The following is a 17,976-nucleotide window of genomic DNA, read 5'->3' on the forward strand; positions in this document are numbered from 1 at the left end:
ATTGTCAGCGCCTGGAGACATCCGGTAGTCGTTGAGAGGCGACCACCCCCACCGCGCCCATCGCGGCCAGGAACAGCAGCGCCCACTGCAGGGCGAGGGTCGCCAGCAGCGCGCTGATCGCGCCGACGATGAGCAGGACGAACCCCATGGCGGTGTTCGACACCGCCACGTAGGTGGTGCGCTGGTCGCCCTCGGCCATGTCGATCACATAGGTCTTGCGACCGACGCGCACGCCCGTGTGTGTCAGCGTCAGCAGGAAGTAGGCGGCGACGAAGACCAGATTGCCTGCCAGCGATGCTCCTGCGAAGACGGGGAGCGCGACGAGCACCACGAGCGCCACGATGATCGCGGATGCCGCGGCAGCGCCGAACGTCATCACGTTCCTGCTGGAGCGGTCGGCCCATCGGCCGAAGATCCTGCCGCCGATCAGGGCGGCGACCCCGGAGGCCAGGATGAACCCGCCGAGCCCCGACAGTCCGCCCGCTCCGGAGGCGATGGACAGGGCCACCACGAACGGCGGGGCGAGTGAGGAGACGAGCAGGAGACTGCGCACCCCGACGAAGCGGCGGAAGTCGCGGTCGCCGCGCAAGAGTGCGATGGTCTCTGCGAACCAGTTCGGCCCGGGGCCAACATCTTTCTCGACGCGGCCGGCGCCGACAGGTTCTTCGGATGGTTCGCGAATGCCGACGTACACTGCCGCCACCAGCACCCAGAGTGCGGCACCTGCCGCCAGCAGCCACGCGAGCTGTTCGGCCGCCAAGTCCTCGCCGCCGAGAATCCGGATGCCCAGGCCCAGGGTGATGGCCACCACTCCGGACGCCGTGGTCGCCAGCCCGTTGATCTGCCCGCGTTCGCCCTTGGGTATGGTCCTCCCTTGGACGTCCTTGGAGGCGATCGAGCACAGGCACCGCCCCAGCGCGAACGCCGCCAGCCCGACCAGGATCACGACCCCGGCGACCAGGCCCTGCCCGAGCGCGGCGGTTCCGGCGATCACTCCCGCCGAAGCAGCCTGCACCAGAGCGCCGGAGATGAACACCCACTTGCGGAACCGCACACGGACGATGAGTGGCGTGAGGAACGCCTGCGGGAGCATCGAGAGCGACTCGCGGATCGGCACCAGTAGGCCCGTCAGCGCCACGGGAACGCCGAGGGCGTTGAACATCCACGGCAGCACGGTCGAGGCGTTGACGATCTGATCGCCCGAGGACTGGAGCGCGTTGGCGGCCACCAGTCGAAGTCCATTGGGCGCGAGATTGCGCCGCACCTCAGGATCGAGCTCCTGCTCGGCCCGCTTGTCCCGGTGCAACACCGCCGAGTAGATCCGCTCCCCAGCGCTCATACCCGGGAATCTAGACCGCGCCCGCGACATCCGCGAGACCTCTGTTCGACGCTCGCGTCTGCGCGCGGAACTCCATCCGTTATACCGTGTGTGCATAGTCCCACGACACGTCGGGCGGGCTGGTAGCGTGTAGCGCATGGCCGCCGCGCACCGCATGCCTCTGACGCCGTTCGTCGACGTTCTGCCGTTGCCCGAGCGCCTGCTCGCGCGCGATCACAACGGCCGTCTGACGGTGCGGATCCGTACCGGCTCGCACAGCTTCCATCGCGATCTGCCCCGGTCGCGTGTGTGGGGCTACGACGGCACGCTCCCAGGCCCGACGATCGAGGCTGAGCGCGGCCACCCGGTCCGCGTCGAGTGGCGCAACGAGCTTGACGGCGGGCTGCCCGTCATCGTAACGATGGCCGGCGACGAGGTCGACGCCGACGGTGTGCCTGTGCAGTGCAGTCCCGGTCTGAGCGGCGGCACGCCGGACCCGCACGCCGCGGCGCTGACGGGACACTCGGTCGTGCACCTGCACGGTGGCCTGACACCGGCCGTGTACGACGGCTGGACCGAGAACCTCTTCGCACCCGGCCAGCTCGCCGTATTTGACTACCCGATGGACCAACGCGCGACGCTGCTCTGGTACCACGACCACGTGATGGGCGTCACTCGGTTCGACGTATACGCCGGGCTGGCGGGACTGTGGATCATCCGCGACCAGCGCGAACGTGACCTCGGGCTGCCCGAGGGACCACCGTACGAGGTGCCGCTGCTGCTGCAGGACCGTAACTTCGGACTCGACGAGGGCGGTCGGCTGACCGGCCAGCTGGTGCACAAGACCGACCCTGGGGTGATGGAGGCCTTCGCGCCGTTCACGGTCGTCAACGGCAAAGTCTGGCCTATCCTCGACGTCCAGCCCGCCACGTACCGCTTCCGCGTGCTCAACGGCTCCAACGCCCGCACCTTCCGGCTCGTGCTGCTGCGAGACGGCGTGCCCGAATTCGATCGCATCACTCAGATCGGCACCGACTCGGGCCTACTCCGCGAGCCCGTCGCGCTGCCATCCGACGGGCTGGTCCTCGCCTCAGCCGAGCGCGCCGACCTGCTCGTCGACTTCTCGGACCTTCAACCGGGCACCGAGCTCACGCTCTACAACACCGCCGGCGCTCCGTTCGATGGCGCGCCCTTTCCCGCCGCTGATGCCGCCGATGCCGCGGATCTCGACGCGCTGCTGCCGTACCCCCAGGTCATGCGTTTCCGTGTCGTCCCGGCCCGGTCGCGCACCGTCCGGTGCCCGCGAACTGGCGACCGACTTCGCCCTGCCAAAACCCGAGGAGCTGGACGCGGCGCCGCGGCGTGCCATCGCGCTTGTCGAGCGCGAGTTCGAGGACGTACCCAACATGCTGACCATGCGTGAGCTCGCCGTTGTCGACGACGAGGACGAGACGACCGGTCCGCTGATCACCCTCACCGACGGCGACCACACGACGCGCTACCGCGCGGTTGCCGCCCACTTCGAGGACACCGCCACGTTCTTCCCGATGCTCGGCCAGTACGAGATCTGGCAGCTCATCAACCTCACCGATGACACGCACCCCATCCACATCCACCTCGATCCCTTCCAGGTCCTCGCGCGCCGGCCCATCGGCTGGGAGATCCCCGACGACGGCATCGGCGATCTCGACCTCAGCGCGCGGATCACTCTCGGTCGCGACCCCGACGACGAGCTCGACCACGTCATCGACGCCAACGAGCGCGGGCTCAAAGACACAGTCCGCGTCAACCCCCACGAAATCGTCGAGATCGCCGTCCGGTTCCACGCCTACAGCGGCCGCTACATGTACCACTGCCACATCCTCGAGCACGAGGATCGCGATATGATGCGGCCCTTTGTGACCATGCCTCCCGAACTCATGCCGTTCATGGCGTGACCCTGGCACGTCAGGAGCGCCAGGGAATACAATCGATTCGCCATGTTGAAGTGGGAGACGGGCAGCCACTTCTGCTGGCCCTGCACTGTACGACGCGCCAGGCCCGCGAACATCGAATCTGCTGGGCGCCCGTTCGCGTTTGAGAAGGAGTACGAGAATGGCTATTCAGGATAAGGTCGCATTGGTCACCGGAGCCGGGCAGGGGATCGGGCGCGGCATCGCGCTTCGTCTCGCCGCCGACGGTTTTGACATCGCCGTCGCGGACATCGAGCCGCAGCGCGAGAAGGGTGATTCGGTCGTCGCCGAGATCGAGCAGCTGGGCCGAAAAGCGGTCTTCGTCGCTGCGGACGTGTCGAAGCGCGACCAGGTCGTTGCCGCTGTCGACGCAGCCGCCGAACAGCTCGGCGGGTTCGATGTGATCGTCAACAACGCCGGCATCGCCCAGATCAAGCCCGTACTCGAGATCACCGCCGAAGAGCTCGATCAGATCTTCCGGATCAACGTCGACAGCGTGGTCTGGGGCATCCAGGCGGCCGCAGCGAAGTTCGAACAGCTCGGTCACGGTGGAAAGATCATCTCCGCGGCATCCATCGCGTCGATCCAGGGTTCCCCATCCTCAGCGCGTATTCGGCCTCGAAGTTCGCCGTTCGCGGCTTCACCCAGGCGGCCGCGCAGGAGCTCGCTCCGAAGGGCATCACGGTGAACGCTTACGCGCCCGGCATCGTCGGCACCGGCATGTGGGAACTCATCGACGCCGAGCTCAGCAAGATCAACGGCAAGCCACTCGGCCAGAACCTCAAGGAAAACGTGGAGGGCATCGCGCTCGGCCGCATCGAGACCCCCGAGGACGTCGCGAAGGTCGTGTCGTTCTTCGCCGGCCCCGACTCGGACTACGTCACCGGCCAGGTGCTTCTCGTCGACGGCGGCATGCTTTATAACTGAGTCATCACTGACCGTCTCACCACCCGCCGCGCGTCGGCGTGTGACCCTCCGGGCGCCCTCCGGTATCGGCAGCTCAGCCGCAGACCGAGCAGTCGGAAAGGCCTCGTGAAGATCAGACGAAGTCACGACCGGATCGTACTCACCTGCCCTCGACGCGACCTGCGTCGGGGGGCTTTTTCGCGCCCACAAATCGGCGCCCAGTGGTGCAGCCACCTCGATACGCCTGTACTGAATTACGTATCGAACGCGTCAGCCGCAACCTCCGCGAGCTCGAGGTCAGGGCGCGCACGCACGTCCGGCGGGTTCTGCCTGCCGGGACGCTCACCGCGCGTCGAGGGCTCCCGGCGAATGTGGTGTTCGCAGCCGCCTTGTCCATGGCGTTCTTCACCGCAGACCTGTTCATTCCGCTCGCCCTTACCAGCGTGCGAGGATCAGCGCTACACTCGCCGGGATCGTCCTGACCGCAGGCATCATCGGGTGGACCGCCGGCGCCTATGCCCCGCCCGGCTCCTGAAGTGGGGCATGACCAAGGGGGGGCATCGCGCGCCTCGGAGCGATTCTCGTCATCGCGGGTTTGACGGTGATCGGTGCCGTGATCCTCACCACCGTCCCCGTCCCCGTCGCCGCCGTGGGCTGGATCATCGCCGGGCTCGGCGCCGGTCTCGGTTTCACGATCAACTCCATCGCCGTCCTCGATGATGCCGCTGGCACGGTCGGGCGCGCCTCATCGCAGATGGAGCTCGGCAACCAGGCCGGCATCGCCATCGGCACCGGGCTCGCCGGTGCCCTGGTCGCCACCATGGGCGCCACTGCAGCCGGACTAAGCGGCGTCCTCGTCGTCGCTGGGGCCGGCGTCGTACTCGCTCTCCTCGCCCCCACGAGGTTCGCCGAAACCCACCCACCCTTGACTCCCCCCGAAAGATGATGCTGACTTGGACTCGAAGTCCGAGCACAAAAGGAGAACACAATGACCATCAACGACATCGGGCCCCGCCCGAACGCGTTCGACATCGAAGAGGCCACCCGGCGGAACGAGAACTACCGCAGCGTGGCGTGGACCGGGAAGTATTTGCAGGTCACGCTGATGTCTATCCCGGTCGGGGAGTCCATCGGCCTGGAGGTCCACCAGAACACCGATCAGTTCCTGCGCCTCGATGCCGGACAGGGCAGGGCCGTCATGGGCCCGGCCAAGGACCGGCTCGACTTCGAGCAAAACGTCTCGGATGGGTGGTCTGTCCAGGTCCCCGCCGGCACCTGGCATGACGTGATCAACACTGGCGACGAACCGCTGCGCCTCTACGCGATTTATGCCCCGGTGCACCACGCACCTGGCATCACCCAGGGAACCAGCGACAAGGCAGAACAAGACGAAGCGACCGGTAAGGACGAGCCTCCCGTATGGACCGTCCAGCCCGAGGACAGCGCGCCGGACGAGCACGCCAACTGACGTCTACTTGTGTCACCGCTCCGTAAGGATGTTGCGGACGAGGATCGTCTTGGTCCACCCCGGGCAGCGCGCCACGCTCCCGCCCCTCACGCTGGTAGGTCTGACGATCACGGATGTCGAGGACCTCGACTGGGCCTCGTGTCAGAGTGTCGGCAAGGCCGCATGGTTCCTCGGGCAGGCCAACACTGTGCCCTGTCTGCGACACCGTGCGATCACAGAACGCCGCCACAAAGCGTCAAACTCCACACGCATGCGAACGATGCATCTGGCGGCGGAGAAAGCGGGTGCCCAGAAGCCGCTGGCAAAAATTTCACCGAGCTAAGAGGACGCCCGCCGAAAACGATCGTTTACGGCCGGCCTGGATGTAGGGGGCGTGACGGCTGCCACAAACGGTCGCCGCAATCAGCAGGGGGTTCCGGCGGGCCCGCGCGACGGGGTGCCTCGTGTCGTATGGGCTACGCGACGCCCGTCGCGGTTCGGCTGGCGTTACGCACCAGGTGGCGTCGATGTGACGTCTCGTGTATCTAGAGGGCGGACATGACGCGGAATCCAGGACGACACTTGACTCTGACACTGTGGAAGGCGAGAGAACTGAGACATGTTATCCATAGGAGCCTTCGCGCAGGTCGGCCAGGTGACCCACCGGATGCTGCGGCATTGGGACACCGCTGGTCTGCTCGTACCAGCTCACGTCGACGAGTGCAGCGGCTACCGTTCCTACGATCCCTCGCAACTTGAGCGCCTGCATCGGATCGTTGCACTGCGGCAACTGGGCTTCGGTCTCGACGACATCTCGTCGATTCTTGAGCGCGGAGTCGACGCGAATCGCATCGCCGCTCTGCTGCGTATCCGACGCGCTGAGGTCGAGCAGGAACACCGCATCGCTGCTGACCGACTCGTTGACGTGGAACGGCGGCTCCAACTTATCGAGAAGGAGAACCACATGTCCCAGATAGAGATCGTTGAGAAGTCGCTGCCCGCTGTCCGCCTGGCCGCCCGCCGGGTAGTCGTCGCAGATCAACCTGAGGTCGCAAGCGTGGTGGGTCCCGCGTTCGATGCCGTTTCCGAGATCATCGGCGATGAGTGCGGGTCTCTGACGACGCCGATCGCACAGTACGAGACGATTGAAGCCGGTCTGCAGGTCATCGCCGGCTACGCCTACAACGGGCCCGTCCGCGATGGCTTCGAAGTTGTCGACCTGCCCGCTGCTGATGCGGCCGTGTGTGGCATCCATCTCGGTTCCATGGATCACATCGCCGAAAGCTGGCAAGCGATCCACGCTGAGATATTTGCTAGAGGGCTTGTTCACGCAGGGCCGTGTCGGGAACTCTATGTCCGGGCGATCTCGGAAAACCAATCCGATTGGGTGACGGAGTTGCAGCAGCCTGTTCGTCGCAGCTGAAGACCGTCTATGTCGAACCTGCATTCCCTCTGGCTGCTGTCATCAGGGCGGTCATGTTCGCTCGCCGAAAACGATCGTTTTCGGCAGGTCCACTCCCACAACCTGTGCCCAGGCTGGCTCAGGCCGCGCCGTAAAAACACCCCGCCATTCTCTTGTTGTCTTTTGTAGAGTATGCGACTAGTATCTATGTTGTATTCAGAAACAAGGGGGGCAAGCGTGACCGAATCTGGTGCCGCTAGCCATGCATCCGCGTCCGAGGTTGCCTACCACCATTTGCGTGCCCAGATCTTGGATGGCGCGTTACTTGGGGGGAAGCATGATCAGCGAGGGGATGGTGGCCAACGAGCTTGGTATGAGTCGCACTCCGGTGCGTGAGGCGTTCCTGCGACTGCAGGGCGAGGGGTGGTTGCGTTTGTACCCCAAGCGCGGTGCGTTCGTCGTTGAGGTGAGGCCACACGAACGCGAGGAGATCGTGCGGGCGCGCGTTCTCCTCGAGTCGGATGCCGTCTCCCGGGTCTCGGGCGATGCCCGGCTGCGTTCCGAACTTGTCGAGCGACTGCAGACGATCCTCGGGGGGCAGCGTGATGCCGCTGCGCGGGAAGACCTTCACGGCTTCGCGGTCCTGGACGCGGACTTTCACGCTGCGGTCGTCGATGCCGGCGGAAACCGTCTGCTATCGGACTTTTTCGCGTCGTTGAGCGATCGGCAGAGGCGGATGACGGCGCGATCGCTGTGGAAGCGCGCGGACCGCCTCGAGGGGGTCCTCGACGACCACACCGAGCTCGCGCGGCTGATCGATGGTGCGCATAGCGACGCATTCCGAATCGCGCTCGAATCTCACATCCGGCGTACACATCGGGAGCTGTTGCCATGAGTATCACGGACTCCCTCCCGATCCCGGATGCGGGTCCTCGGCACCGCATCCGCCCCTGGATGGCCGTGTGCGCGGCGCTCTTCGCGGTCGCGTGGGGTGGTAACGAATTCACCCCCCCTGCTGGTGATGTACCGACAGGAGGACGAGATGACGCCTCTCGTGCTCGACGTTCTGCTCGGTGCGTACGTTCTCGGTATCGTGCCCGCTCTGATCCTCGGAGGCCCTCTCTCCGACCGATTCGGACGCCGGCCGTTCTTCCTTCCTGCTCCGCTCGTCGCTGTCGCTGGGAGCGTTCTGCTCGCGCTGGGCGCTTCATCGCCGACCGTGTTGTTCGCCGGGCGAGTTCTCTCGGGTGTGGCGCTGGGGTTGGTTATGGCGGTGGGGACTGCCTGGGTGAAGGAGCTGTCGCAGGCGCCGTTCGACACCGGAGCCCGGGAAGGGAGCGGCGCAGGGCGCGCGGCGCTCGCCCTCACAGCGGGCTTTGCCCTGGGCGCGGGGGTTGCTGCGGCGCTCGCGCAATTCGGGCCCGCACCGCAGCAGAGCCCATACTTCGTGCACATCGTGCTAGCCATCGCATCATTCTCGCTGCTGTGGCGGGTGCCGGAGAGTAGGCGGACAAGTGATGACGGTCGGCCGTTACTCGAGGACTTGAAGATTCCGTCCGCTGTGCATCGTCGCTTCCTTTTCGTCGTCGTGCCCATGGCGCCCTGGGTCTTCGGCACAGCGGCCAGTGCCTACGCGATACTGCCTGGCCTGATGATGTCGAAGGCTCCGGGCTTGGAGATCGCGATGAGCGGGCTCCTGTGTGTGATCGCACTAGGATGCGGCGTCGGCGCGCAGCGGATTGCGGGCCGCTTCGATGACCCCGGCTCGGCCCGCGGTGTCGGCTTGGCGCTCGCAGTCACCGTCGTGGGGGATGGTGCTGGCGGCCGTCGCGGTCGGTCTCGACTCGTTGGCGTGGGTCGTCGTCGCCGCTGCCGCGCTCGGGGCTGCGTATGGACTCTTGCTCGTTGGTGGTCTCCGCGAGATTCAGCGTATCGCCGGCCCCGACGATCTCGCGGGGCTCACGGCCGTGTACTACTCGCTGACCTACATCGGATTCTTCATCCCGGCCGTTCTTGCGCTAGTGGGTGCGTGGCTCCCGTACACGGTCATGTTCGTCATCGGCGCGGTTCTTGCGCTCATCAGTTTCAGCATCGTCGCTCTGAGCTGGCACAGGCACCTTCCGTAGCGCGTCGCCGGGCATCGCCGTCCGATGGGACTGGCAGCGCGGTTGCTCCGGAGGCAGCCGCCAGGCTCCGAGCTGCTTGCGATGCCCGCGGGCCGGTCGCCGTCAAGGACGCCATGCAGTCGAGGTGCAGCGGGAGTGGCATGGTGACGTCTGCGCCCCGGGCGCCTGTGATCGCGCCTCCGCACGGCCGTGCGAAAGATCAGGTTCACCGCGTATCGCGACAGGTCGATCAGTATGGCAGCCATGAGCGGTCCGATCGCGAGTGTCCTCGCGACATTGAGGATACTGAGATCGCGCGCGTCGCTTTTCCTCAGGAAGTATGCGGATGGACATCGCCATGCTGCATCCAAGATATGGAGGACTCGCCCGAATCGTCGTCGACAGTCTCCCGCGACACGGAGTCCGTCGTCGGCAGTGGGCTATGTCATCATGCGGCGCCCGTAGGAGTTCAGTCCTCGTGACGTATCGGATTCACCAGAACGATGTCGGTGCTCGATTTCTCCGCCGTGCTCCGTCGGTCCCAGGTTGGGCGGCGCACGGCGTAAAAGACCAGCGGAGGGCCGCCCAGTAGCAGCACGACGACGGCGACGACCAGGGGGTAGGTGGCATCGGAGAGCCCAGAGAACCCGGTAGGGCGGATGAAGGCGAGAATGAAGGCTGCGGCGCAGGAGATGAAACCCAAGCCTGCCACCAGGGGCATCACAGGCGTCCGGTAGCTACGAACAACCCTTGGTTGCGTCCGGCGCAGCCGGATCGCGGCGGCGAACATCAGCATGTACATGATGAGGTAGAGCGCTGCTGCCATGTCCACCAGGGCGACGAATGCTGTGTTGCCATTGGGGACGAGGACGAAGAGCAGTGCGAGCAACGTCACGATCACTCCTTGCACCGCGAGGATGCCCACCTGCACCCCTGCCTTGTTCCGGCGCTGGAGCAACGGCGGAAGCAGTCCCGTCCGCGCGGCGGCGAGCAGGCCGCGTGAGGGCCCGGCAATCCACGTCACCACCGAGGCGAAAGCACCGAGTGCGACGAGCAGCGAGATCACCGGTGTGCCCCACGAGATGCCCCAGTGGTCGAAGAAGGTCTGGAAGGCCAGGTTGATGCCGTTGGTCACCCCGAGGTCGGTTTGCGGCACGGCCACGGCGATCGCGATTGTGGGGAGGATGAACACACCCAGGATGAGGATCGTGGCGAAGGCTATCGATCGGGGAAAGCCGCGTCCCGGGTTCTTCAGATCGTTCGCGTGCACCGCATTGACTTCCATGCCTGCATAGGCGAGAACGTTCGAGACTACGAGGACGATCGCGGCGATCCCGGTCCAGGGCGGTATGACCGCTGAAGGCTGTAGTGAGGTCTCGGAATGTTCTCCCGTGCCCAGCCAGAGCGCTCCGAGCGCGATCAGGAGAACCGCGGGGAGGATCGTGCCGAAGATCCCGCTCCAGCTGCCGACTTTGGCGAAGAGGTTGCCGCCGGCGAGAGTGATGAGAGTCGATCCCCAGTAGAGGACGAGGATGACGATGGCGGTGTAGATCCCGCTCTGTGCGAGATCGGGCTTTCCGACGACGAACGACAAGCTTGCCGCGATGAAGGCGATCTGCGTGGGATACCACACGACGTTCTGAATCCACTGGAGCCAGATCGCGACGAACCCTGCGCGTTCGCCGAAGGCCTCACGCACCCAGGTGAAGATGCCGCCTTTCCACCCCGTTGCCAGCTCCGCTGCCACGAGCGCGGTCGGCACGAGGAACAGAATCGCGGGGATGACGAAGAGCGTGATGGAGCCCAGGCCATAGGTGGCCATTGCGGGCAGGGATCGCAGCGACGCCACCACTACCACCGTGAGCATTGACAGCTGCACGACCGACATGTAGGCCGTCGCTCCTGCCGCGGGGGCGCCAATCGCCGGCCCTGTGTGGTTTCTTGGGCGGCGGTTACCCGATCGGCCGTACGGATGAGGTTTGACGTGCTCCGCCGTAGGGGCCTGAGTGCCGTCCGCGCGCTCGTCCGGTCCTGCGGACTCGTGGTGAGACATCAGCTCGTCCCTTCCTTGTGCTCTGGGTCAGTGGTGGAATCCGGAGTGTTGGCCTTCTGCGGGCAGCGGGCCTTCGAGGGCATCGAGGTAGGCGACTGCTTCCCGGAGGTCTGCGAGGAACGAGAAGGCGAGGTCGTGGCTGAACCCGTTGCGGACGACGATGCGCTGGACGGTGATGTCCACGAGGTCGGCCGGCATCGGGTACGCGGGCACGAGCCAACCCTTCATGCGGAGCCGTTCCGACAGGTGGTACAGATTCCAGTTCTGTGTGTAACCATCTTGTAGGCGCCACGCGAATACGGGGATGTCCGAGCCGTCGTTCCAGAGCTCGAAGGCCGGAATCTTCGCGATCTCGCTCGAGAGGTACAGCGCAACGTCTTGGGTCGACTGCTGCACGGCGTGGAAACCTGTGCGTCCCAGTCGCAAGAATAGGTAGTACTGCAGGAGGACCTGCGCGCCGGGGCGGGAGAAGTTCAGAGCGAATGTCGGCATGTTGCCGCCGAGATAGCTGACGCGGAAGATCAGGTCGTCGGGGAGCGCGGTGATGTCCCGCCAAACGACCCAACCGAGCCCCGGGTAGACGAGGCCGTACTTGTGTCCCGATGTATTGATCGAGGCGACGCGCTCGATACGGAAGTCCCATTCCAGATCCGGCTGCAAGAAGGGAGCGATCATGGCACCAGACGCGCCGTCAACGTGGATGGGCACGTCGATTCCGGTGGCCTCCTGGATGCGATCGAGCGCCGCGGCGATGGCCGCGACGGGCTCGTACATCCCTGTGTAGGTGACGCCCAGGATCGCGACAACGCCGATAGTGTTCTCGTCGACATACTTCTCGAGGCCGTGACCGTCGAGAACCTTATGTTCCTCGGAGATGGGAACATACCTTGGTTCGACCTCGAAGTAGTTGCAAAATTTCTCCCAGCACACTTGCACCGCGCTGGAGAGCACGATGTTCGGCTTCTCGGTGGGTTCTCCAGCACTGCGGCGCGCATGCTGCCAGCGGCGCTTGAGGGCGAGGCCACCTAGCATGCATGCTTCGGACGAGCCGATCGTGGATGTCCCGATGCTATTGGCGGGGTCCGGAGCGTGCCAGAGATCGGCGAGCATACGCCAACACCGCGTCTCGATGGCTGCCGTCTGCGGATACTCGTCCTTGTCGATCATGTTCTTATCGGCGGCTTCGAGATAAAGCCGAGACGCGTGATCGTCCATCCAGGTGCCGACGAAAGTCGCGAGATTGAGTCGGGCATTCCCGTCGAGCATCATCTCGTCGTGGACGATCTGATAAGCGGTTTCCTGCAGCGATTCCTCCTCGGGGAAGAGAAACTTCGGCAGCATCGTAGCCTCTCCCGGCCTGGAGAAGATCGGGTTGAGCTCGACCCGGTCGAGTCCATCCTCGTGCCGCGTGATGCGTTGCGTGTTCGACATTATTTTCCTCCTTCACCGTGCAGCGCAGGCGGGGTTGCCAACACCCAATTCCAGCGTAGTCCTGAATCGGCCTGACTTTCGTTCCTATCGGGAGCCTTGTCCGACAGGTGCCGGATTGGCTGATTCCTGGTCAGCGTAATACGCCTGTTCGACCTCGGCGGGTGTTCGCATGTCGAGCTCGCCGTGGAGGCGGGAGTTGTTCCACCACCACACCCATTCGAGGGTCGCGAGCTCGACCTGCTCGACGGTGCGCCAGGGCCCGCGCTGGCGGATCAGTTCGGTCTTGTAGAGGTTGTTCACGGCCTCGGCCATCGCGTTATCAAAGCTGTCGCCGACGGTCCCGGTCGAGGGGACAGCGCCGAGTTCGACGATCCTCTCGGTGTAGACCATCGCGGTGTAGTTCGACCCGTGGTCCGCGTGATGGATGAGTCCGTCGAGGCGCCCACCGGCGTTCCAGGCGGCCATGTCCAGGGCCTGCATCGGCAGGATCTCGGAGCGCAGCGTCGCCGCAACGTTCCAGCCGACGATGCGGCGGGAGTAGACATCGGTGACGAATGCGACGTAGGCGAACCCGGACCAGGTGGCGACGTAGGTGACGTCGCAGACCCAGAGCCGTCGCGGCGCTGGTGCGGTGAAGCGACGGTTCACGAGATCACTCGGCAGCACTGTGGTCGTGTCGGAGCGGGTCGTGAACACGCGCTTCGACTTGCGGACACCGCGAACCCCGGCGAGGCGCATGAGGCGTTCGGTCTGGTCGCGACCGATGTCCCACCCTTGCCGGCGCATCAGCGCATGCATCTTCCGGCGCCCGTAGACGCCGTAGTTCTCCGCATGCAGCCGGGCGATCTCGGGCACGAGCAGATCATCCTGCAGCTGCCGCGCGGACGGCGCGCGGCCCACCGCGGCGCGATAGCCGCGTGAGGTGAAGAATCCTCTCACCGCCGGTCGCAGGACCTGGCAGATGAGCTCGACCCCGAAACGATCCCGATGTTCGTTGACGAACCGGATCATCTCGTCGAGGGGTGGTCGAGCTCCTTCGCGAAAAAGATGCTCGCAGCCCTGAGGATCTCGTTCGCCTTCCGCAACTCCGAGACCTCCTTCTGCAGCCGCTTGATCTCCGCCGCCGCATCCGTCGTCAGCCCGGGCTTCACGCCCGGGTCGACCTCGAAGCGGCGCTGCCAGAGGCGCAGTGTCTCCGGGCTCATCCCGAGCAGCCCGGCGACGTGACGGACCGCGCTCATCATGTTCGGGTGCGACGGTCGCGTCTCCGCGAGCATCCGCAACGCCCGCTCACGCATCTCCGGCGAATACTTCCTGTTCATCGTGTTCCATCCTTGCTTGAAGAACGGAACGAAAGTCAGGCCGATTTATCCAGAGCGCCATCTCGAGGCAGTCCAGCACCAACGGGGTCGTCATGCTCGTCGCGGCCCGCCAGCCGAGGATGCGACGGGAGTGCGCGTCGAACACGAACGCGACGTACACCCACCCCGACCACGTCCACACGTAGGTGAAGTCGGCCACCCAGAGCTGATTCGTGCGGAACCGGGCGAAGTGCCGGTCGACGAGGTCGGCCGGCCTGCTTTCCCTCGGATCCGCGTCGACCGGGTTCTTGCGCCGCCCACGGACGACACCAGCGATCCCGAGCTCCCGCATGAGCCGCTCGACCGTGCAGCGGGCGATGTCATGCCCCTCACGTCGCAACCGCAACCAGAGCTTTCGAGCGCCGAGCAGCCGCCGTTGCTTGCGCCACGTGGCCAGGATGATCGGCTTCCACCGCTCGTCCGACACCTCCCGCGCCGACGGCTCCCGGCTCCGGGCGTCGTAGTAGCTCGATGGGGCGACCTTGCAACCGTGCTGGGTGAGCATGGCACAGATCGACTCGACACCCCACCGGAGCCCACCATCGGTGCGATCCTTGTGCTCGTCGATGAAGGCGACTATCGCAGGTGTGGCCGGTCGAGTTCGGCCGCGAAGAAAGCCGAGGCCGCCTTCAATATCTCGTTCGCACGCCGCAACTCAGCGTTCTCGCGCTTCAGCTTCTTGATCTCTGCCTGCGCGTCGCTCGTGACACCGGGCCGCTGCCCGCCATCGACCTGGACCCGGCGAATCCAGGTGCGGATCGTTTCGGGCGATCCGATCCCCAGCATGCCCGCGACCGCGGTGATCGCCGCGTACTCGCTCGGATACTCGGACCGCACCTCGGCGACCATACGGACAGCGCGCTCACGAAGCTCGCGCGGGTATTTGCTGGGACGTGCCATGAGACAGATCCTTCCAAGGAATTCTGCCTCCGGACACACCGGGGCGACTCAATCGTCGACCGTGTGAATCAGTCTTTGGCGTCCGGCGAGGTCGAGTTGGACGATAGTCGGATCCGGTCAGGTAGACGTCCAGCTCGCGCTGAGGGAAGGTTGCGACCGTGTGACCGCTGCTTCTGATGTGTTCGAGGAACGCCGCGGTCTGCAGCAGCATGGAGCGGCGGCGTTGGAACGCGTCGCGTCGAGTGCTGCGCATCGAGCTGTTGAGCACCCAAGCGTCGTACCGTTTGAGGAGGCGTTGCTCCTCAGTCGTGCCGATCGTGGGGAGCCAGTTGCGGAACCAGTGCTCGAATCGCGCCCGCTGCGCATCGAGGTTGGGGATCGTGCCGGAGGCGACGAGCAGGGAAAGCAGGAAGGAAGCTGTCTGCGGTGATCCAACTCGGTCGATGAGCGCATACGGATCGAGAGACAGCGTGCCATCGGTGATCTCTCGCAGCGCTTGCGCCGCAGTGCTCTTGCGCATCCACCGCTCAAGCGACTGCGCCGAGGGATGATGCGTGCCCAGGTAGTCGACGAGCGGTTGCAGCTCGGGACGGATCTGGCCATCGACGCTGGTGAGGAGGTAGCGGGCGACAATCGGACGGCGGCATCGCGCACACAGGCGGTGTTTCCGAGGCTCGGTGACGGACCCGCATCCGGGGCACGCGAACGTCACGGGTGATCCAGCGCACTCGGCGCACCACAGCTGGCCCTCTTTGAGGGCGGTCAGCAGTCGCTGATGTCCACAGGATGGACACAGTCGCGGGTAGCGCATGCCGTAGTAGCAACGGGGGCAGACCACGACGCCGTCGAGGCGGGTGGCGATCCTGTCGGTGTGGCTGCAGAGACCGCAGGGATGATGGGGTGCCTCGTAGCAGCTGACGCAGACCAGCTGAGGTCGACGAGCGACGATCGTGGCGTGCTTCCCGCATCGTGAACAGGTGTCGAACGACCGCGGGTCCTGACGCCAGCAGGCTCGGCAATAGCGTTCGCCGTTGATCGCGCGCTGCACTGGTCGGATGGTGCCGCAGTTCGCACAGGCCGTCGCTCGACGGTTCCGTTCGCATCGTGAGCACAGACGCCCCCCACCAGGGCCACGGTGTGGGGAGGAACGGCAGGGGCCGGTCGCAGGATTCACAGGAGGGTAGGACCACGCGCGTTGCGCCGGCATCGACGAGCGCGTGGCACAGCTTCTGCACCGTCACGGGGACGTCTTTGTGATGTCCTTCGAGAACCCCGGGCTTCTTGATCAGCTCGAGTTGCAGCATTCGCAGCACGACCGGATTGGCCGCCACGCTCGTGACGATCTGGCTGATCCGGTCTCGGCTCACCTCCGGCGCGGAAAAGAACGCGATGTCGATGATGTGCGCGAGCTGTTCGGCCTCAGGCGGTAGGGCCACGACCGGTCAGTTCGAGCCGGGGCGGCGGATACTCGCCCGCACCGGGCGCAGGTCGCCGACCGAGGCCCGTGTTCCTTCTTCACCGGCGGCGATCCGCACGGCGGGACGTTCGCGGCGTTCCACGGTGACCAGGTCGGTCAGCGAGCATTCCAGTGCATCGCACAGTGCCGCGAGCACGTCAAGACGCACCCGTTGCGGTTTGTTCGTCGCGAGGCGGTACACCTGCTCCCGGGACAGGTCGACGCCGCGCTCAGCGAGCAGCGGCCCGAGCTTCGAGGTCTGGAACAGGCCCCGGGAAGCCATCACGGAGCGCAGATTCCAGGTCGTCGCCAGTTCAATCATCGTCATCCTCGTCTTCCATCAGACGCTCCAGCGCACGAGCGAGAGAGCGGTTCTTGAAGTCTGAGCTCACCGACGCGTAGATCGACGTCGTGGAGGCGTGCATGTGCCCGACCTGTTCTTGGACGAACCGCTCGGCATAACCGAACTCGAGCAGGTGTGTCACATACGAGTGGCGCAGGCTGTGCAGGGTCAGCGCATCCGATAGTCCGGCCTCATCGCGGATCGACGTGGATGAATCCGTTGGTGATTCTGGCGAGCGCGGCAGCCGCGAGCCCGGCGAGTAGGCGCGTACGCAGCGGTTGCGTCGCCTGGAGCCGTATGTACCAGCACCATCCAACGCTGGCCGCATCGTCGAACGGGAAGCCATCGAGCGTACCTAGCTGCTTTGCGCGCTCTGCATAATCGTCGACGACTGCGCTGTGCGGCAGATCTTCGAAGTAGTCGTCCGCGCTGCAGAAGTAGAAGTCGAAACCGCTCTCAATCGCGTCCACAGAGAGCCAACCGTAGTCATTGCCCACCATATCGAGTGAGACATCTGGGTCACTCGTCCGGCGAGGCCGAAGGCGGCCAGCCACTTCGGTGAGACGCTCGACTGTCGGCACTGCGCTCGCCGCATCGAACTTCCCGAGTGTGCGGACAACAGTGGGGTTGTCTTGGTGCTCGATCAATATCGCGTGGACTGCGGCGGCGAACTCACCGAGGTTGGGAACGGTGCTCGTAGACGGATAGACATCGATGGATGTTGACATCGCGACCGCCCCCTGAGATCTTGACTTCGGTTCATTGCTTCCCACACTACGGCGAACCACTGACCTTGAAGCAGGCCTGCGCGATCCGCGAGTGGCGCAACGCGATGCCTACGCCATTGCCTTGCTTTTCTCCTCGACGAGCGCAACCAGCGCGGCGAGGCTCTCTGCGTCGAGCGGGAGTTGAAGGCCCGTGGTCGCTCGCTCGAACAGCGGGTCGTCAACGTCGATCGGGTCGTCGGCGCGGAATACAGCAACGCCGATCCTGTCCATGAGCGCATGCACGTTCAACGAGTTGGGATCCTGGTCGAGCACCTGCAAGTTCACCGTGACGTGCGCCTCGCCCCGCTGTCCCTCGACCCACATCCATCCGGATAGATCGAACGGCGGAACCAGCCTGGAGCCGCTGGTGTACTTCTTGAGACCGCGACCCGCGTTGCCTCTCGTCTTGACCTCGAAGCCCGCGGACTTCAGCGCATCGATGATCTTCAGACGCTGAGCGTTTCGCGCCTCACGGTATGCGTCGCGAGCAGCGTTGAAGGTTACGACTGATGGATCCTGCGGTTCGACCGACATG

The 17,976-nt window shown here is 65.1% G+C and carries 18 protein-coding genes and 3 pseudogenes; 10 read left to right on the top strand and 11 right to left on the bottom strand.

All coding sequences use genetic code 11. The features are described 5' to 3' along the window. Positions 1 to 4: 4 nt before the first annotated feature. Positions 5 to 1,339 carry an MFS transporter gene (locus FGL91_RS13405; protein WP_153244047.1) on the bottom strand — a complete coding sequence of 445 codons (1,335 nt, stop codon included), beginning with the start codon at positions 1,337 to 1,339 and terminating at the stop codon, positions 5 to 7. A 136-nt stretch (positions 1,340 to 1,475) separates the two neighbouring features. Between FGL91_RS13405 and FGL91_RS13410 the strand changes: the two genes are divergently transcribed. The 9 genes and pseudogenes from FGL91_RS13410 (at position 1,476) to FGL91_RS19120 (ending at position 9,151) form a co-directional block, all read left to right on the top strand. Continuing rightward, positions 1,476 to 2,741, top strand: coding sequence for a multicopper oxidase family protein (locus FGL91_RS13410; RefSeq protein WP_153244048.1), 1,266 nt, complete (start codon positions 1,476 to 1,478; stop codon positions 2,739 to 2,741). Beyond that, positions 2,734 to 3,255, top strand: coding sequence for a multicopper oxidase domain-containing protein (locus FGL91_RS13415; RefSeq protein ID WP_227991626.1), 522 nt, complete (start codon positions 2,734 to 2,736; stop codon positions 3,253 to 3,255). The genes FGL91_RS13410 and FGL91_RS13415 overlap by 8 nt, the downstream gene beginning before the upstream one ends. A 157-nt stretch (positions 3,256 to 3,412) precedes the next feature. Further along, positions 3,413 to 4,197: pseudogene (locus FGL91_RS13420) on the top strand (acetoin reductase). A gap of 592 nt (positions 4,198 to 4,789) precedes the next feature. Then, positions 4,790 to 5,122, top strand: a complete 333-nt coding sequence (locus FGL91_RS13425; protein WP_153244050.1) for a hypothetical protein — start codon at positions 4,790 to 4,792, stop codon at positions 5,120 to 5,122. Positions 5,123 to 5,164: 42 nt separating this feature from the next. After that, positions 5,165 to 5,644, top strand: a complete 480-nt coding sequence (locus FGL91_RS13430) for a cupin domain-containing protein (RefSeq protein WP_153244051.1) — start codon at positions 5,165 to 5,167, stop codon at positions 5,642 to 5,644. Positions 5,645 to 6,290: 646 nt separating this feature from the next. Continuing rightward, positions 6,291 to 7,046, top strand: coding sequence for a MerR family transcriptional regulator (locus tag FGL91_RS13435; RefSeq protein WP_265491520.1), 756 nt, complete (start codon positions 6,291 to 6,293; stop codon positions 7,044 to 7,046). 259 nt (positions 7,047 to 7,305) lie between these two features. After that, on the top strand, positions 7,306 to 7,920 hold the full coding sequence (locus FGL91_RS13440; RefSeq protein ID WP_194239222.1) for a GntR family transcriptional regulator: 615 nt from the start codon (positions 7,306 to 7,308) through the stop codon (positions 7,918 to 7,920). 147 nt (positions 7,921 to 8,067) lie between these two features. Continuing rightward, positions 8,068 to 8,727 (top strand): annotated as a pseudogene (locus FGL91_RS19115) (MFS transporter); the annotation flags it as partial. Between the two features lie 52 nt (positions 8,728 to 8,779). Beyond that, complete coding sequence (locus FGL91_RS19120; protein ID WP_227992093.1) at positions 8,780 to 9,151, top strand: hypothetical protein; 372 nt, start codon at positions 8,780 to 8,782, stop codon at positions 9,149 to 9,151. A gap of 448 nt (positions 9,152 to 9,599) precedes the next feature. Here FGL91_RS19120 and FGL91_RS13450 read toward each other — a convergent pair whose 3' ends face one another. The 6 genes from FGL91_RS13450 to FGL91_RS13475 all read right to left on the bottom strand — a co-directional run bounded on the left by FGL91_RS13450 (position 9,600) and on the right by FGL91_RS13475 (position 15,923). Next, positions 9,600 to 11,018: an APC family permease gene (locus FGL91_RS13450; protein WP_194239223.1), complete on the bottom strand. Its 1,419-nt coding sequence runs from the start codon at positions 11,016 to 11,018 to the stop codon at positions 9,600 to 9,602. Between the two features lie 192 nt (positions 11,019 to 11,210). Then, complete coding sequence (locus FGL91_RS13455; protein WP_153244055.1) at positions 11,211 to 12,614, bottom strand: glutamate decarboxylase; 1,404 nt, start codon at positions 12,612 to 12,614, stop codon at positions 11,211 to 11,213. Between the two features lie 84 nt (positions 12,615 to 12,698). Then, positions 12,699 to 13,936, bottom strand: a protein-coding gene (locus FGL91_RS13460) for an IS3 family transposase (protein ID WP_153244056.1) whose coding sequence is annotated in 2 segments (ribosomal slippage) — positions 12,699 to 13,651 and positions 13,651 to 13,936 — 1,239 coding nt in all. Because the reading frame shifts where the segments join, the coding sequence is not laid out codon by codon here. Then, the gene (locus FGL91_RS13465) at positions 13,905 to 14,609 is read right to left on the bottom strand and encodes an IS3 family transposase (protein ID WP_153244057.1); all 705 of its coding nucleotides are present in this window, start codon (positions 14,607 to 14,609) and stop codon (positions 13,905 to 13,907) included. The genes FGL91_RS13460 and FGL91_RS13465 overlap by 32 nt, the downstream gene beginning before the upstream one ends. Continuing rightward, positions 14,552 to 14,824 (bottom strand): transposase, encoded by a 273-nt coding sequence (locus tag FGL91_RS13470; RefSeq protein WP_265491353.1) that lies wholly within the window; start codon positions 14,822 to 14,824, stop codon positions 14,552 to 14,554. Before FGL91_RS13470 ends, FGL91_RS13465 begins: the two co-directional genes overlap by 58 nt. 13 nt (positions 14,825 to 14,837) lie before the next feature. Then, positions 14,838 to 15,923, bottom strand: coding sequence for a hypothetical protein (locus FGL91_RS13475; protein WP_153244059.1), 1,086 nt, complete (start codon positions 15,921 to 15,923; stop codon positions 14,838 to 14,840). A gap of 169 nt (positions 15,924 to 16,092) precedes the next feature. On the opposite strand from FGL91_RS13475, the gene FGL91_RS13480 reads away from it, so the two are divergent. Continuing rightward, entirely contained in the window at positions 16,093 to 16,305 is a 213-nt protein-coding gene (locus tag FGL91_RS13480; protein ID WP_153244060.1) for a hypothetical protein, read from the top strand. A 12-nt stretch (positions 16,306 to 16,317) separates the two neighbouring features. Here the strand turns inward: FGL91_RS13480 and FGL91_RS13485 are convergent, their stop codons facing one another. The 4 genes and pseudogenes from FGL91_RS13485 to FGL91_RS13495 all read right to left on the bottom strand — a co-directional run bounded on the left by FGL91_RS13485 (position 16,318) and on the right by FGL91_RS13495 (position 17,975). After that, the gene (locus FGL91_RS13485) at positions 16,318 to 16,653 is read right to left on the bottom strand and encodes a helix-turn-helix domain-containing protein (protein ID WP_153244061.1); all 336 of its coding nucleotides are present in this window, start codon (positions 16,651 to 16,653) and stop codon (positions 16,318 to 16,320) included. Next, positions 16,646 to 16,876: pseudogene (locus FGL91_RS13490) on the bottom strand (tyrosine-type recombinase/integrase); the annotation flags it as partial. The gene FGL91_RS13485 and the pseudogene FGL91_RS13490, both read right to left, overlap by 8 nt. Beyond that, on the bottom strand, positions 16,866 to 17,402 hold the full coding sequence (locus FGL91_RS18940) for a hypothetical protein (RefSeq protein ID WP_194239381.1): 537 nt from the start codon (positions 17,400 to 17,402) through the stop codon (positions 16,866 to 16,868). The gene FGL91_RS18940 and the pseudogene FGL91_RS13490, both read right to left, overlap by 11 nt. Before the next feature lie 108 nt (positions 17,403 to 17,510). Further along, positions 17,511 to 17,975, bottom strand: coding sequence for a hypothetical protein (locus FGL91_RS13495; RefSeq protein WP_153244062.1), 465 nt, complete (start codon positions 17,973 to 17,975; stop codon positions 17,511 to 17,513). Position 17,976: the final 1 nt, after the last annotated feature.

It is taken from the genome of Microbacterium sp. CBA3102, from assembly GCF_007954505.1.
In the GTDB taxonomy this organism is placed as follows: domain Bacteria; phylum Actinomycetota; class Actinomycetes; order Actinomycetales; family Microbacteriaceae; genus Microbacterium; species Microbacterium aurugineum.

Coding starts and splice junctions, on each gene's coding strand:
- FGL91_RS13405 (WP_153244047.1), bottom strand. CDS start 1,339: ATGAGCGCTGGGGAGCGGATCTACTCGGCGGTGTTGCACCGGGACAAG.
- FGL91_RS13410 (WP_153244048.1), top strand. CDS start 1,476: ATGGCCGCCGCGCACCGCATGCCTCTGACGCCGTTCGTCGACGTTCTG.
- FGL91_RS13415 (WP_227991626.1), top strand. CDS start 2,734: ATGCGTGAGCTCGCCGTTGTCGACGACGAGGACGAGACGACCGGTCCG.
- FGL91_RS13430 (WP_153244051.1), top strand. CDS start 5,165: ATGACCATCAACGACATCGGGCCCCGCCCGAACGCGTTCGACATCGAA.
- FGL91_RS13435 (WP_265491520.1), top strand. CDS start 6,291: ATGCTGCGGCATTGGGACACCGCTGGTCTGCTCGTACCAGCTCACGTC.
- FGL91_RS19120 (WP_227992093.1), top strand. CDS start 8,780: ATGACCCCGGCTCGGCCCGCGGTGTCGGCTTGGCGCTCGCAGTCACCG.
- FGL91_RS13450 (WP_194239223.1), bottom strand. CDS start 11,018: ATGTCGGTCGTGCAGCTGTCAATGCTCACGGTGGTAGTGGTGGCGTCG.
- FGL91_RS13455 (WP_153244055.1), bottom strand. CDS start 12,614: ATGTCGAACACGCAACGCATCACGCGGCACGAGGATGGACTCGACCGG.
- FGL91_RS13470 (WP_265491353.1), bottom strand. CDS start 14,824: ATGGTCGCCGAGGTGCGGTCCGAGTATCCGAGCGAGTACGCGGCGATC.
- FGL91_RS13485 (WP_153244061.1), bottom strand. CDS start 16,653: ATGATTGAACTGGCGACGACCTGGAATCTGCGCTCCGTGATGGCTTCC.
- FGL91_RS18940 (WP_194239381.1), bottom strand. CDS start 17,402: ATGTCAACATCCATCGATGTCTATCCGTCTACGAGCACCGTTCCCAAC.
- FGL91_RS13495 (WP_153244062.1), bottom strand. CDS start 17,975: ATGTCGGTCGAACCGCAGGATCCATCAGTCGTAACCTTCAACGCTGCT.